This is a genomic window from Azospira sp. MPR-LB4 (genome assembly GCF_058809525.1).
This window is the reverse complement of record NZ_CM179521.1, coordinates 812,694-827,513: the sequence shown is the minus strand read 5'-3', so window position 1 is coordinate 827,513 and position 14,820 is coordinate 812,694. Positions and strand designations below refer to the sequence as shown.

Below are 14,820 nucleotides of genomic sequence, written 5' to 3'. Positions count from 1 at the left end.
GGGTGCTTCAGCTCCGGCGCCGGGCCTTGGGGGCCGGCTTGCGCTGGCGCTGGCCGGGGCGGGGCTTGTCTTCCACAGGCTTGGGCTTGGGCATCAGCAGGTTCTTGGCGCCGCCCTTGCCGGCTTCCCGGTGAGCCTGGATGGCGGCCTTGATGTCCTCAGTAGCCACCGCCACGGCGGCGTGTTCGCCTTCGGGCTTGAAGGTGGACAGATTGTCCTTGACGCGGAACAGGCGCTCTTCGGCCTCGCCCTTCTTCGGCAGATTGCTGACCATCTCCTCGGCCGCCGGGCTCAGGCGGAAACCGTCGTCCTCGGCCAGGACCAGGCCCATGCCGGAAAGGCGGGCGAAGGCTTCGCTCAGCTTGGCCTCGCTGGGGATGTTGCCCTGCAGGAAATCAATGGCGGCCATGATCTCCAGCAGTTCGGCCGGGCGGCGCTTGGCGGCGATGCCCAGGGCGAGGAGGAGGAGGGTGTCGATGTCGTGAATCTGTTTCATGGCGGACCTTTGCAGTGCCGGGCTGACCGATGGGGTTCCCGGGCGGGGGTGAGAGTTTAACGGCTGGCGGGGGAAAGGGCGAATCGGCTGGTCGGCGGCGGGGCGGAATTGGCGCTGCTTCTCTCACCACCTGCCCGCCGGGCCGCGCCGGACGGGCATCCGCCGGGTCCATGTCCTGTCACTGGAGCGTGGGCGGGCGCTGGGCCTGATGCCCGCCGCTGCGGACCACCCCTGGCCCGGAGCAGGGTGCTAGCGCCAGGGCCCGCTTCCAGCCTGGCCCCTGGCGCGATGGGCAGGGCTTCAGGCGGCGCTTTGCGGCCCGCCGGCGACCCGGTTGCGCCCTTCCTCCTTGGCCCGGTAGAGCTGGGCGTCGGCCTGGCGCACCGCCTCGTCCATGTCTTCCTGCTCCGGCGTGGCCAGGGCGACGCCGACGCTGACCGTGACCTGGCGGTCGATGGGGGGCTGGCTGGCGGCGATGCCGGCGCGGATATTCTCCCCCACCCGGGCGGCGTCGGCCAGGCTGCTTTCGGGCAGGATGACCATGAATTCCTCGCCGCCCACCCGGGCGATGAAATCGCTCTCCCGCACCAGGGTGCGCAGCGTCGCCGCCACATGGCGCAGCACTTCGTCGCCGCCGGCATGGCCCAGGGTGTCGTTGATGCGCTTGAAGAAGTCGATGTCCAGCATCAGCAGGCCGTAGCTGCCGCCATGGCGCCTCATGCGCAGGAATTCGTCCTGCAGGCGCTCGTTGGCGGCGAAGCGGTTGGCCAGGCCGGTGAGGACGTCCCGCCGGGCCAGTTGGTGCAGTTCTGCATTGGCCTGGGCCAGGGCGGCGGTGCGCTCGGTCACCTTCTCTTCCAGCTGGGCATTGCTCTGGGCCAGGGCTTCCTGATGGCTGAGCAGGGCGTCGGCCATGTCCTGCAGGGCCGCGGCCAGACTGCGGATTTCCTGGGGTGCGTCGGCCACTTCCAGGCGGGTCTTTTCCTCCCCCGCCTCGATGCGGTGGGCCAGCGCGGCCAGGCGTTCCAGGGGACGGCTAAAGCGGGTAGCGCTCCACCACACCAGGGCCAGGAAGAGGATGGTGGCAGCTGCCAGGGACAGCAGCACCACCCGCTGCAGGTGCCGCACATCGGCCAGGGTGCGGGTGATGGGCTGGCGTACGACGATGCGCCAGCCCAGGCTCTGGCCGGCAATGAATTCCCGAACCGGGGCCGTGGCAGTGAGGTAGGAAATACCGTCGCCCCAGCCATCGGTGGTGTAGGACTGGGGATTGAAGGCGGCCTTGTCCGGGGCCAGGAGGGTTTTTTCCTGGCCGTCGGGGTAGATCACCACGTTATCCTGGTTGACGATGAAGACGTCCAGGCCGTTGGTGGCCGCGTCGTGGGGTGTCATCACCTGGACCACTTCGGCGGCCCAGCGCCAGTGGGCGTGGGCAGCCAGGACCCCTCGCAGATGGCCGGCCTCGTCGAACACGGGCGAGGCGAAATCGATGAAGCGGATCGGCCCCTGGCCTTCGGCAGGGGGCAGCAGCTTGGCCAGCAGCAGGGCTTCGTGGAGGTCGCCGAAGAAAGGGCCCTGCCTGCCGTTGATGAACCAGGGCCGCTTGACCACACTCTGGCCTACCAGCATGCCGCCGGTAGCGGCACGCACGGTGCCCTGGGCATCGGCCAGGCCGATCCAGGAATACTGGGGATAGGTTTCCTGGACCCGCTCCAGGCTGGATCGAAAGTCGGAGCTGTCCAAGGGGGCGCGGCGGTAGAGGGGGCTCTGGGCCAGCAGCTCGATTTCCCGCTGCCGCTCCCGCAGGTTTTCGCCCAGCACCCCGGCCACGGCGGAGGCCAGGTCCCGCAGGGACTGGCCCCGATCCCGCAGCAGCTGGGCGGCGTAGATGTGATCCAGGTAGAGGTAGGTGGGCAGGCCCACCAGCAGGGCGAGGCCGACGAAGAGTAGGGCGAGACGGTTGCGGAAACTATCTGGCAGGAATTTCATGATTTACAGTCCGTCAACGAGCAAGCGGGACTGCTCGGGTGCGTCCATTTGACCATGCTTCCAGCCCTCCGGCTAGACCGGGAAAACCGCGAGGTGTGGCGGCTGCCAGCCCCGGGCACGGCCTCAGCCTGCTGGGCTCTGCGTGAAGGCTACCACGTGGTCCACGTCGAGGCGGATGCCGATTTTCTCGCCGAGGGCGTGGTTGTGGTGGGAGGGCACCAGGGACAGCACCCGGGCTCCGCTTTCCAGGCGCAGGGTGTACAGGATGTCGGCGCCGCGGAAGGCCTTGTGTTCCACCGCGGCCTGCAGGGGGCTCTTGTCGTCGTGCACCACGTCGTCGGGGCGCAGCAGGATGTCCACGCCGCAGCCCTTGCCGCAGACGCCGCAGCCGGCGCTGCATTCGACGGGCACGCCGGATTCCAGGATGCCCAGTTCCATCTGCACCCGGTTGCCGGCCAGCACCGTGCCGGGGACGAACACGCCCTGGCCGACGAAGTCGGCGACGAAGCGGTTGGCCGGCTGGTGGTAGAGGTTGTAGGGCGTATCCCATTGCTGGATGCGGCCCTCGTGCATGACGCCGATCTCGTCGGCCATGGCGAAGGCTTCGTGCTGGTCGTGGGTGACCAGGATGGCGGTGGTGCCGGCCTTCTTCAGGATCTCCCGCACTTCCAGGGAGAGGCGTTCCCGCAGGTCCACGTCCAGGTTGGAGAAGGGCTCGTCCAGCAGCACCAGGCGGGGCGCCGGGGCCAGGGCCCGGGCCAGGGCCACGCGCTGCTGCTGGCCGCCGGAAAGCTCGTGGGGATACTTCTCGCCCTGGCCGGAGAGGCCCACCAGGTCGAGCATGGCTGCCACCCGCTGCTGCCGTTCGCCGCCCTTGGTCTTCAAGCCGAAGGCGATGTTGTCGGCCACCGTGAGGTGGGGGAAGAGGGCGTAGTCCTGGAACACCATGCCGATGCGCCGCTGTTCCGGCGCCAGCTTGAAGCCGGGGCGGCTCACCAGTTCGCCGTCGAGGGCGATGCTGCCGGCGGCGATGTCCTCGAAACCGGCGATACAGCGCAGCAGGGTGGTCTTGCCGCAGCCCGAGGGGCCCAGCAGGCAGGCGATGACGCCGGCCTCGATGTGGAAACCGATGCCGTCCACCACCGTGTGGGCGCCGTAGCGCTGCATCACGTCCGCCAGTTCCAGATGGGCCATCTTTGGAGTCAGTTGAGAAGGATTGGCAATTATAATGTGCCGCGGCGCCTTTGCTGCCGCTTTTGCCGCTTCCGGCCACCCTTCCACCATGATCCCTATGCGCTCCCCCCTGCTGCCCGTCGCCGTTGCCATCGCCGCCCTGGTGGGCCTGCCCGTGGCCAGCGTGCTGACCCACCTCTTCGCCGGCGGCACCGGGGAAACCTGGCAGCACCTGGCGGCTACGGTGCTGCCCGAATACGTGGGCAACACCCTCTGGCTGTGCCTGGGGGTTGGCCTGGGCACGGCCCTGGTGGGGGTGGGCACGGCCTGGCTGACGGCCATGCACCGCTTTCCCGGCCAGGCCGTGTTCGAGTGGGCCCTGGTGCTGCCCCTGGCGGTGCCGGCCTATGTGCTGGCCTACGTCTATACGGACCTGCTGCAGTTCGTTGGCCCGGTGCAGACCTGGCTGCGGGAGACCTTCGGCTGGAGCAAGGCCGACTACTGGTTCCCCGAGGTGCGCAGCCTGGGCGGCGCCGTCGCCATGTTCGTGTGCACCCTCTACGCCTACGTCTATCTGCTGGCCCGGGCGGCTTTCCTGGAGCGGGCCTCGGGCATGCTGGAAGCGGCGCGGATGCTCGGCGTGGGGCCCTGGGCCAGCTTCTTCCGCGTCTCCCTGCCCCTGGCCCGGCCGGCCATCGTGGTTGGCGTTTCCCTGGCCCTGATGGAAACCCTGGCCGACTACGGCACCGTCGCCTACTTCGCCGTGCAGACCTTCACCACCGGCATCTACCGGGCTTGGTTCTCTTTGGGCGACCGCATCGCCGCGGCCCAGCTGGCCGCCAGCCTGCTCGGCTGCGTCATCCTGCTGGTGCTGCTGGAAAAACTCTCCCGGGGCCGGGCCCGCTTCCACAACACCACCGGCCGCAGCCGGCCCCTGGCGGGCCACACCCTCACCGGCTGGAAAGGCGCCCTGGCCACCCTGGCCTGCCTGCTGCCCCTCACCGCCGGCTTTCTCCTGCCCGCCGCCCTGCTGCTGAAAATGGCCCTGGCCGAGGGCGATGCCCAGTTCGGCCAACGCTTCCTCATCCTCGCCCGCAACAGCTTCACCGTGGCCGGCGTCACCGCCGCCGTGGCCGTGCTGCTGGCCCTGGTGCTGGCCTACAGCGTGCGCCTGGCCCGCCGCAGCCAGCCCGGCTGGCCCAGCCTGCTGGCCCGGGGCCTGAACCGGCTGGTGGGCCTGGGCTATGCCGTGCCCGGCTCGGTCATCGCCGTCGGCGTGCTCATTCCCGTGACCCGGCTCGACAACTGGCTGGCCGCCCAGTGGCAGGTCTGGTTCGGCGCCAATCCGGGGCTGCTGCTCACCGGCGGCATCGCCGCCCTGGTCTATGCCTACCTGGTGCGCTTCCTCGCCGTGGCCCTGCAGACGGTGGATGCCAGCCTGGGCAAGATCACCCCTTCCATGGACGACGCCGCCCGCAGCCTGGGCCTCTCCCAGAGCCAGACCCTGGCCCGGGTGCATGCGCCCCTGCTCAAGGGCAGCCTGCTCACCGCCGGCCTGCTGGTGTTCGTGGATGTGATGAAGGAATTGCCGGCAACCCTGGTGATGCGCCCCTTCAACTTCGACACCCTGGCCACCCAGACCTACACCCTGGCCGCCGACGAACGTCTGGCTGAAGCCTCCACCGCCGCCCTGGCCATCGTCGCCGTCGGCATCCTGCCCCTCATCGCCATCTCCCGCCAGATCGCCCGCTCCCGGCGCTGAGTCGCCGTCTTCGCCGCTGCGCGACGCCCCCGGGCGGCGGGTGCTACCATCGACGCTGCCGTATTCACTCAGGATGACGTCATGGCCCCCGCCAAACTGCTTGCCTTCGCCGCCGGCCTCGCCGCGCTGGCCGCCTCCACCGCCCCGGCCCAGGCCGGCATCTACAGCGACGACATGGCCAAGTGCCTGGTCCGCTCCACCACGCCGGCCGACCGCGCCTCCCTGGTCAAATGGATGTTCAGCGCCATGGCCCTGCACCCCGACGTCAAATCCATGGCCCGGGTGGAACCGGCCCAGCGGGAAGGGCTGGACCGCAACACCGCCAACCTCATCGTCCGCCTCATGACCGAGACCTGCCGCAGCGAAACCCAGCAGGCCCTGACCCTGGAAGGCCCCCAGACCGTGCAGCAGAGCTTCCAGGTGCTGGGCCAGGTGGCCGCCCGGGAACTCTTCTCCAACCCCGACGTGATGGCCGGTGTCGGCAACCTGGGCAAGTACGTGGACCCGGCCCGTTTCAAGGGCATGGCCATGCCCGCCGCGCCCCAGAACCCCCGCTAGGTCCGGCCAGGGCGATGGCCCAGGCCCGAGTCAGGACGGACCTGTCCGGGCAGGCATGCCGGAGATGCCCATGGCTATTGGCTTGCAGACCATCCAGGTTATGCTGGCCGCCTCACCGATTTTTGGGCGCAAGCGCGCCCGTTCAAACAGCGGGGAAAACCCGCCGAACCGCCTCACCGACCCCACGCAAAGGAGCGATCAATGCAACGACGTGAAGTACTGAAAACCGTCGCCGGCGCCGTAGCCGCCGCCATGGCCACCTCCGCGGCCGCCGCCGCCCAGGACCACCAGCATCACCACCACGACCACGGCGCCATGGGCGGCAAAAGCTACGCCGCCCTGATCGACAGCAGCAGCGACTGCCAGAAGACCGGCGAAGCCTGCCTCGCCCACTGTCTGGTGCTGCTGGGCCAGGGCGACAAGGAAATGGTCGCCTGCGCCCAATCCGTCAGCGAACTGCTGGCCACCTGCAACGCCCTGATGAAGCTGGCCCTGCAAGGCTCCAAGTTCACCCCGGCCATGGCCAAGGTCGCCGCCGACGTCTGCGCCGCCTGCGAAAAGGAATGCCGCAAGCACGAAAAGAAACACGCCGAGTGCAAAGCCTGCGCCGACTCCTGCGCCGCCTGCCTCAAGGAATGCAAGGCAGTGGCGGCCTGAGCCGTCTGTGATCGTAAAAAACCCCGGACTGCCTTGCGGCGGTCCGGGGTTTTTTATTGGTAGGGTATGGGCGGTTTTGGGTTATTTGTCAGGCCGAATGGAGGGCTGTTACCAGAAAATAGCAACCGTTAACTAGAGTGCTTTCAGAGGTCTGATTATTGGCCTTTCCGGACGTTCACTCTTCCCAGCCAAAGCGGCCGGAATAGGAGATAAAGCTGACTTCGAAGGTTCTTGTAAAAGCCTCTCGGCGGAAGAGCTATCTGCCTTTGCCTGCTATCGCTTTTCTTACTACGGCTGAGTAGTCCCCAGCTGGGTGTAGATAAACGAATCCGCCCACTTGCCAGCTTCCTCGATACTCAAAAAGATGTCCCTAAGTGGCACCACAATCATTGGATTGTTTCCCATCGGAAGTAGCCGGCGAGGATCTGTTTGAAGCCCGACGCAATGTTTTGCGTGAGCGTAGGCATAACCAAGCTCAAAAGCAGCACCTTCGTCAATCGTCCTGCCATCCATGACAATGATCACTGCTGCAGCAGCCTCGAGCGCGCAAATGTCTCGTTCAAAGATGGACTTATAAGCGGCGTGCTCATTGACGCCGCACGCAACCAAGTCTACGACCTTTCCGCCATCACGTTGGGGCAGATAAACATCTAAGCTGACTTCAATTCGATTCGCTAGTGCAACATTGAAGGCTAACTCTGCCTCCGAAAACAACGGGCCGGCTATGTAGACGAGAGGACGATCGTGATAGAGCCTTTGCATTTCTAATTTCCCAAAAATTTTTTTAGCTGCTCCGTTAGTTTTGTGGGGGTATATGCGTCTCGGTGAATAATTTGTGCGATTCGTTTCGTGAGTTCGGCGATCCCCATGAATTGGGTGTCGATGGTTACAGTACCTGACATATTTTCATATAGGGTTTTCATGTCATCTTGCATTTTACTCAGCTTGTCAGCGGTGTAGTCCTGCCGGCCAGTTGCCCGCACTCGGGCTGATAACTCTTTAGGGTTTCCCAATAGTAATATAACCACGCCGTCCTCAATGCCATAAGCGTCGCCCGGGCAGATTTTCCCCGCAAGGAATTTTGCTTTTTTGGCACGTTCGCTTTCTGGTGTAAACACTAAGGGATCAAGTGGAGGACGATCCACTACGCTGACGGCGGCATTTTCTTCGCGACGGAGCGAGTCATTCTTCTTGGCGAACTGGTCAGCAATCCAGTTGTCTGCCGTCGTTTTTTCATCGGGAGTAAGGGTGTCCCACGGCTTGCCTAAAATATCCAGGCGAGGCTCAAGCCACTCATCCAAGACACTCAAATTGCGCAGTTGGTTGGTGGTTGTACTCTTCCCGACTCCTAATGATCCTGTCATGTAGAATATATACTTCAATGGCACTTTTGCCTGTGCTGCCAAATCCTTTAACTTCGGCTCCGGCACGGTGTCATTATTTACAAGCTCCAGCAATATTTTAATTTCTGACGATGTCAGAAAAAGCGTATTTAAGTTATAAACCTTGAAATTCGCTTCAGATATTAGATCGCGTTCTTGTTCTGTAAGGTGACTGTGGTTGGGGATCCAATGAATGAAATAATGAAAATTCCCTGGATTAATTTCCGCCCCGCGCATTAATATATTTCGAAGCTCAGCCTCTAATGAGCATCCTATGATTAAGCAGGTGTTTCTAGCGAAGTGCGCCAAAAGAAATGATGTGTCATGACCCCGAGCACCGACATACTGCTTGGAGTAAGAGGCTTCAGAAAAAACAAATCTGTCGACTGTCTTTTCCATGAGCCCTGCAGGCACATAGCCGTGTGGGTGATAAATGACGCAGTCAGTGCGGCGGAATTGCGGCCAAGGATCGGTCACGGCCTCAAAGCCTCGGTTGCCATTGTCCTGGGGACGCTTCTTTTCTGCCAGCGCGCGCTCTAAGTAGTCGTCAAAATTGAAGTTAACTGTGAGAGCGCTCTTTTGCACAAGAGGAATCAGAGCTTCCATATATGGGTGTTTCGGAAGCTGACTGGCCATATCGATCGGCAATGGCTGATAAAGATACCTTTGACATATAGTGAGCCACTGCGCTGTTATGCTATTTTGTTGCTCTGTTGGGGTTAAACTCGTCAGCGTCTTCCCATATTCTGCTTGAAACTTCTGAAATAGGACTTCGGTTTGATAGGATGGGGACATACCCTTAAATGCCTCGCCATCCGTCAGGGTCTTTGCATCTATGGCGGGATCTGATGCGATATCGTTTATTAGCTTTGACCAGGATGGTGCACCAAAATCAATGCTAATTCCTGCGCCTAGGACTGTGCCAAATCTCTGTTTGCGGACTTGCGATCGCAGGTGGACGATCGCTCGAGGGTATCGCTTCAGCAAGTCGCAAAAATCATTATCTTCAGCCACAGCCACTCCTATATCAAATTGATCTGTCCACTAGCGCTTTCGCGATCCTTTATTCGTGAGCGCCATCCAGTTGGAGCCAGTGATTTTTCGGGTTTATTGCTTCGCCCCTCTGCGACGTTTACATATTCTTCAAAGACATCTAAAGACATTGGATCGAAGTCTTCATAGACGTGATTTACATTCCACAGTCCGGAGTAGGGAATGGCTTCTCGCGTACTCCATCGGCCAAGCCAGTTGCCAGTTGGCAAATCCAGTGGGCCTGTTCGTCCTGCTAGTAGCGATATGAAGTTGCGCTCCAGATATGCGCGATCACTGTCTGCGGATGCCTCATCGGGGACTTCAAGCCACGTGACAGGCATTTGACCGATATGCTCCGAGACTGCCAGCTCCATCTTCTGTTCAGACAATCGAATATCCGCTGACGCGGATTGTCCTTTCCCCCAAGTGGGAAACGCCAAGTGAAGTTTGTTTCGTCGTATCAAGGCGTCGCCAACATGAAGACGAAAGATTGAGCCTCTATGGTTGCCAAGACCATCGCTACCACCGCGATGGGTGCGTAGGCGGTTCCAGAGAGTAGCTTTGGATCCATTGCTTACCGCGTGTGTGCCAATCCTTACAACACGCGGCTCAAATGGTGAGGTCATACGCATTTCACCATCTTCAAAGAAAAAATAGATGCCACGCTTGTGGTGAACAGTCTTCGCCGTCTGTCCGGAAAGCTCGCGTGTCGTACCGAGGTTAAGCGCGACGACCCGTTTCAAGAGCGCATAGAAGCGATCCATGTAACCGAGTTTGTTTGCCTCATTGGCCACCTTCTGAAGCCACGCAACTTGGCTGCCAATGCCAAGCGCCGACATAGGGGCTGCGGTTTGAAGCCCTTCAGCTTCTAGCATGGGCGAAAGGTGCGAGCGATATGCCGAACCAGCTAGGAAAATAACTTGGCCACAAGCAGGTATGCGGGCTAGCAAGGACTGATGAACCCGCTCGGCCCACTCCCGTCGTTCTGAATCATTTCTATCCCGAAGCGATTCGTTGTACGGCTCAATCACGTCGTCAGGCGAGAGTAGTCCGTGTTTCGCTGATAGGATGAACCATTGATTGGCGCGATTTTCCGCGTAATTGCGTGCAGCGGAGAATAGTGGCGATTTGTATATGAACTCGGCCTTTGCCGGATGGTCACCTTTGCGGCTCGTACATGCGACTAGACAGACAACGTTCGTAGAAGGTTCGACTCCAAGCGGCTTCACTCTATAGCCCCTGCCATGCGAACTCATGTAATTTGCATGCATCACATGCCTCGCATGGCACAAAACCGGCCTCAGTGATCTTAGGCCGATAGCAACTCCAGGTGTCATGCCGCTGCAACCCAAGTTTTCGACCCAGTCTGGCAATTTGCGGTTTAGACCTTTTTTGCAGAGGAGCCAAAAGCTTCGGCCCCTTCGGAATTGCAAACGCTAGCATGCTGCGGAAGGCAGTGATGAATTCAGGACGGCAGTCAGGGTAGCCGGAAAAGTCCACAGAATTAATTCCTGTCCATACCTCGTCCGCGCCGACTCCCGCTGCTTCGGCAGAGGCTAGCATTAGAAAGAGGCCATTTCGCCCCGGCAAGAAAGCGCTTGAGACTCCCTTTTTGATCTCAGCCACAGAGCGATTCTTTGGAATCTCGCGAGGGGGCTTACTCCAAGAAACCGATACGATTCTGCGTTCAACTCCGAAGCGAGCGCACTGTGCCGCCGCATAGTCGAGTTCAACATGATGGTGTTGGTTATAACTCACGCCTAGACTCAGAACTTCATGTCCACGCGACTGAGCAAGCAGAACGCAGACTGTTGAGTCCAACCCTCCGCTGTGAAGCACTACGATCTTCCGTTTTTCGTTGCTCACATGGACTCCTCACCTTATATGAATCCTTACGACTGCTCTACCTACATGAATGATAGCTGGATTCGGAATTCGTAAGCTGGCCAAACCTCGCAATCCAAACGACATTTTACCTGCAAAATTTCAAGCTATGGACCACAAAGAAGGCTGGGGTGCGAGTGGCATTTGTGCCGGGGTGTTCATAGAAAACTGTGGCTTACTTCGCTGTTGATAATTGTTCGGTTGTCAATCGCGCGCTTTCCATCGGTCAAAACTACACTGGATCGCCCTGGACTTTGTAGCGACTGCGCAGTCAGCTGTGTGCACTACTGCAGTCAGTCAAGCAGGATGACTGAACGACTGCAAAGGCCGACAAGAAAACCTACTGCAGCGTCCTATTGCATGCCTGCTCCGGGTCAATATCGGACCATCAAAATTTCCATCTCCCAAACAAAAACGCCGGCCCCAAGGCCGGCGTTTTTTATCGCTACCCCCCAACTTACATGCTCTTCAAATGCTGGATGATCTCCCCGGCCATGGGCTGGGCGTCGCCGTAGAGCATGCGGCAGTTGTCGGTGTAGAAGAGGGCGTTTTCCACTCCGGAGTAGCCGGTGCCCTTGCCGCGCTTGATGACGATGACGTTCTGGGCCTGGTCGGCGTTGAGGATGGGCATGCCGTAGATGGGGCTCGATTTGTCGGTGCGGGCCGTGGGATTGACCACGTCGTTGGCGCCGATGATCAGGGCCACGTCGGCCTGGCCGAATTCGGCGTTGATTTCCTCCAGGTCGAAGATCTTGTCGTAGGGCACCCCGGCCTCGGCCAGCAGCACGTTCATGTGGCCCGGCATGCGGCCCGCCACCGGGTGGATGGCGAATTTCACTTCCACCCCGGCTTCTTCCAGCAACTCGGTCATTTCCCACACCTTGTGCTGGGCGTGGGCCACGGCCATGCCGTAGCCGGGCACGATGATGACCTTCTGGGCGTAGCGCATCATGGCGGCGGTGTCGATGGCGCCCAGCTCCTTCATGCTGCCGGCGATGGCCTCGCCACCCTGGGCGGCGCCACTGATGGGCGTGAACAGGATGTTGCTGATGGGCCGGTTCATGGCTTTGGCCATGAGCTGGGTGAGCAGGGTGCCGGCGGCGCCGACGACGATGCCGGCGATGATGAGGGCCGGGCTGCCCAGGACGTAACCCTCGAACCCCACTGCCAGGCCGGTGAAGGCGTTGAAGAGGGAGATCACCACCGGCATGTCGGCGCCGCCGATGGGCAGGGTCACCACCAGGCCCAGCAGCAGGGCCAGGGCGAAGAAGGCCAGGATCAGCCCGGGGCCGGCGTTTTCGGCCAGCACCAGGGCGGCGCCCAGGCCCACCACCAGCAAGGCCAGCAGCACGTTGACGGCGTTCTGGGCGGGCAGCCGGTAGGCTTTTTTCAGCAGCCCCTGGAGCTTGGCGAAGGCGACGCAGGAGCCGGTGAAGGAGACGGCGCCGATGAGGGCGCCGATCACCGCCAGGGTCACGGTCACCAGGCCGTGGGCCTCGCCCCGGGCCAGTTCCACGGCGGCGATGGCGGCCGCGGCGCCGCCGCCCATGCCGTTGTAGATGGCCACCATCTGGGGCATGTCGGTCATCTTCACCTTCTTCGCCGACAGCCAGGCGCCGACGGTGCCGAGGGCCAGGGCCAGGGCCATCAGGCCCAGGTTGTGCAGGTCCGGCACGAGGAAGGTGGCGGCCACCGCCACCACCATGCCGACGCCGGCCCGCAGGATGCCCTGGCGGGCGCTGGCCGGGGAACTCATGCCCTTGAGGCCGACGATGAAGAGCAGGGCGCCGAGGAACCAGGGCAGCTGGACGTAGAGGGGCAGGTTCATTTACGCACCCTCCTTGCCGCCGGCCCGCTTGCCGGGCTGGAACATGGCCAGCATGCGCTCGGTGACGACGTAGCCGCCGGCGGCGTTGGCCGCCCCCAGGGCCACGGCGAAGAAGCCGATGGCCTGCTCCAGGGGCGTTTCGGCCCGGCCCAGGGCCAGCATGGCGCCCACCACGACGACGCCGTGGATGAAGTTGGAGCCCGACATGAGCGGGGTGTGCAGGATCACCGGCACCCGGGCAATGATCTCGTAGCCGGTGAAGGCGGCGAGCATGAAGATGTAGATCGCGATAAAGCCGTCCATTACGCCTCTCCCATGGCTTGTCTGACGCCGTTGTGCGTCGTCGTTCCGTCGCGGCACAGCAGGGTGCCGGCCACCACCTCGTCTTCCCAGTCGAAGGCCAGGCGGCCTTCCTTGATCCAGGGCGAGAGGAAGTTGTAGAGGTTCTTGGCGTACAGCTCCGAGGCGTGGGTCGGCATGCGGGAAGCCAGGTTGAGGGGGCCGTGGATGTTCACATCGTTGGCCACCACGTGTTCCCCCGGCTGGGTCAGGGCGCAGTTGCCGCCGGATTCGGCGGCCATGTCCACGATCACGGCGCCGTACTTCATGCCCTTGATCATGTCGGTGGTGACGATCACCGGCGCCTTCTTGCCGGGGATGGCGGCGGTGGTGATGACCACGTCGGCCTGGGCCACGGCCTTGGCCAGGCGCTCGGCCTGGCGTGCCTTCTCCTCGGCCGACAGCTCCCGGGCGTAGCCGCCGGCGCCATCGGCGGAGACGCCGGTGTCCACGAACTTGGCGCCCAGGGATTCGATCTGCTCCTTGGCAGCGGCGCGCACGTCGTAGGCTTCCACCATGGCGCCGAGGCGCTTGCAGGTGGCGATGGCCTGGAGGCCGGCGACGCCGGCGCCGATGACCAGCACCCGGGCCGGGCGGATGGTGCCGGCGGCGGTGGTCAGCATGGGGAAGAACTTGGTGCAGCGGGCGGCGGCGATGAGTCCGCACTGGTAACCGGCACAGGAGGCCTGGGAGGAGAGGGCGTCCATGCTCTGGGCCCGGGAAATGCGGGGCAGCAGCTCCAGGGCGAAGGCGGTGATGCGGCGTGCGTTGAGGGCCGCCAGGCGGGCCGGGTCCTCGAAGGGCTTGAGCAGGCCGATGAGGGTCGATCCTTCCGGCATGGCGGCGATTTCCTCGGCGCTGGGGGGCGTTACCCGCAGCACCAGGTCGGCGCCGCCGTAGGCCTCGGCGATGCCGGGCACGGCCTGGACTTCCGGATAGTCGCTGTCGAGAAAGTGGCTTTCGCTGCCCGCACTCTGCTCCATGCGGATGGCGGCCCCGAGGGCCATGAATTTCCTGGCGGTTTCAGGCACCAGCGCCACCCGGCGTTCGCCGGACGCTCGTTCCCGAACCACCGCGATGTTCAGCGGCATGGTGATGTTCTCCCAAAGACAAAGTGATGAAACTGTTTTATTTGCCCGGGATTATGGTGTTCGGGTAGCGGGTGCTGTATTAGGGGATACCCTACGCCTGAGTATGGAAAAGGGCCTGGGTGGGGCGCATCGGGCCTCGCTCAGGGCCGATTCGCCCGGCGTCGGCCAGAGTGGGCGTTGCTGGCAAGAAAAAGCCCCGCCGGATCGCTCCGGCGGGGCTTTTGCTTTGCTCCCTTACTTCACTTCAAAGCGGGCCTGCAGGGGCTTGCGTCCGGGCAGTTCCACCGCGGCCACCACCTTGGCGCCAGGCTTGAGGCTGGCGGTGGTTTCCAGGCGGTTTTCCGCCGCCGGGGCCAGTTGCAGTTCGCGCTTGGCGCCGCCTTCCAGCACCGTCAGGCGGGCCTTGCCGCCCTGCACCGGCACCGGGGCGCCGTGCTGGGTGACGTAGAGGGCCACCTTGCCGGCCTGGTTCACCAGTTCCAGCTGGGCCTCGCCCGCTTCGGCGAAGATGCCGCCGTATTGGGGCTGGCCGTGTTCGGCATGGGCCATCACGGCGGCGGGGGCGGCCAGGGCGGCAGCCAGCAGCAGGGAGGAGGCGAGGGTGTGCAGTTTTTTCATGGCAGTGCTCC

15 protein-coding genes are annotated in these 14,820 nt (G+C 62.7%); 4 read left to right on the top strand and 11 right to left on the bottom strand.

Going from position 1 to position 14,820, the window contains the following annotated elements; genetic code table 11:
* Nucleotides 1-7: 7 nt before the first annotated feature.
* From AC3QLZ_RS03735 to AC3QLZ_RS03725, 3 genes are all read right to left on the bottom strand, one after another.
* Nucleotides 8-496 carry a hypothetical protein gene (locus tag AC3QLZ_RS03735; RefSeq protein WP_492783366.1) on the bottom strand — a complete coding sequence of 163 codons (489 nt, stop codon included), beginning with the start codon at nt 494-496 and terminating at the stop codon, nt 8-10.
* 300 nt (nt 497-796) lie between these two features.
* Complete coding sequence (locus AC3QLZ_RS03730) at nt 797-2,485, bottom strand: sensor domain-containing diguanylate cyclase (RefSeq protein ID WP_492783365.1); 1,689 nt, start codon at nt 2,483-2,485, stop codon at nt 797-799.
* 123 nt (nt 2,486-2,608) lie between these two features.
* Nucleotides 2,609-3,679: an ABC transporter ATP-binding protein gene (locus AC3QLZ_RS03725; protein ID WP_492783364.1), complete on the bottom strand. Its 1,071-nt coding sequence runs from the start codon at nt 3,677-3,679 to the stop codon at nt 2,609-2,611.
* 88 nt (nt 3,680-3,767) lie between these two features.
* Here AC3QLZ_RS03725 and AC3QLZ_RS03720 point away from each other — a divergent pair, with 88 nt between their 5' ends.
* The 4 genes from AC3QLZ_RS03720 to AC3QLZ_RS03705 all read left to right on the top strand — a co-directional run bounded on the left by AC3QLZ_RS03720 (nt 3,768) and on the right by AC3QLZ_RS03705 (nt 6,635).
* Complete coding sequence (locus AC3QLZ_RS03720; RefSeq protein ID WP_492783363.1) at nt 3,768-5,420, top strand: ABC transporter permease; 1,653 nt, start codon at nt 3,768-3,770, stop codon at nt 5,418-5,420.
* Nucleotides 5,421-5,501: 81 nt separating this feature from the next.
* The gene (locus AC3QLZ_RS03715) at nt 5,502-5,978 is read left to right on the top strand and encodes a hypothetical protein (protein ID WP_130458692.1); all 477 of its coding nucleotides are present in this window, start codon (nt 5,502-5,504) and stop codon (nt 5,976-5,978) included.
* 70 nt (nt 5,979-6,048) lie between these two features.
* Nucleotides 6,049-6,201 (top strand): hypothetical protein, encoded by a 153-nt coding sequence (locus tag AC3QLZ_RS03710; protein WP_492783362.1) that lies wholly within the window; start codon nt 6,049-6,051, stop codon nt 6,199-6,201.
* Nucleotides 6,180-6,635 carry a four-helix bundle copper-binding protein gene (locus tag AC3QLZ_RS03705; protein ID WP_492783361.1) on the top strand — a complete coding sequence of 152 codons (456 nt, stop codon included), beginning with the start codon at nt 6,180-6,182 and terminating at the stop codon, nt 6,633-6,635. Before AC3QLZ_RS03710 ends, AC3QLZ_RS03705 begins: the two co-directional genes overlap by 22 nt.
* Nucleotides 6,636-6,923: 288 nt before the next feature.
* Here the strand turns inward: AC3QLZ_RS03705 and AC3QLZ_RS03700 are convergent, their stop codons facing one another.
* The 8 genes from AC3QLZ_RS03700 to AC3QLZ_RS03665 form a co-directional block, all read right to left on the bottom strand.
* A complete protein-coding gene (locus AC3QLZ_RS03700; protein WP_492783360.1) occupies nt 6,924-7,397 on the bottom strand; it encodes a nucleoside 2-deoxyribosyltransferase in 474 nt (157 codons plus the stop codon).
* Between the two features lie 2 nt (nt 7,398-7,399).
* On the bottom strand, nt 7,400-9,031 hold the full coding sequence (locus AC3QLZ_RS03695) for an SIR2 family protein (protein ID WP_492783359.1): 1,632 nt from the start codon (nt 9,029-9,031) through the stop codon (nt 7,400-7,402).
* 8 nt (nt 9,032-9,039) lie between these two features.
* Entirely contained in the window at nt 9,040-10,305 is a 1,266-nt protein-coding gene (locus tag AC3QLZ_RS03690) for a GIY-YIG domain-containing protein (protein ID WP_492783634.1), read from the bottom strand.
* Entirely contained in the window at nt 10,280-10,888 is a 609-nt protein-coding gene (locus AC3QLZ_RS03685; RefSeq protein ID WP_492783633.1) for a 7-cyano-7-deazaguanine synthase, read from the bottom strand. Before AC3QLZ_RS03685 ends, AC3QLZ_RS03690 begins: the two co-directional genes overlap by 26 nt.
* A gap of 502 nt (nt 10,889-11,390) precedes the next feature.
* Nucleotides 11,391-12,761, bottom strand: a complete 1,371-nt coding sequence (locus tag AC3QLZ_RS03680; RefSeq protein ID WP_492783358.1) for an NAD(P)(+) transhydrogenase (Re/Si-specific) subunit beta — start codon at nt 12,759-12,761, stop codon at nt 11,391-11,393.
* Nucleotides 12,762-13,064, bottom strand: coding sequence for an NAD(P) transhydrogenase subunit alpha part 2 (locus tag AC3QLZ_RS03675; RefSeq protein ID WP_014237952.1), 303 nt, complete (start codon nt 13,062-13,064; stop codon nt 12,762-12,764). It lies immediately after the preceding gene.
* Nucleotides 13,064-14,191 (bottom strand): NAD(P) transhydrogenase subunit alpha, encoded by a 1,128-nt coding sequence (locus AC3QLZ_RS03670; protein ID WP_014237951.1) that lies wholly within the window; start codon nt 14,189-14,191, stop codon nt 13,064-13,066. The genes AC3QLZ_RS03675 and AC3QLZ_RS03670 overlap by 1 nt, the downstream gene beginning before the upstream one ends.
* A gap of 234 nt (nt 14,192-14,425) precedes the next feature.
* Complete coding sequence (locus tag AC3QLZ_RS03665; RefSeq protein ID WP_416244211.1) at nt 14,426-14,809, bottom strand: hypothetical protein; 384 nt, start codon at nt 14,807-14,809, stop codon at nt 14,426-14,428.
* Nucleotides 14,810-14,820 lie beyond the last annotated feature (11 nt).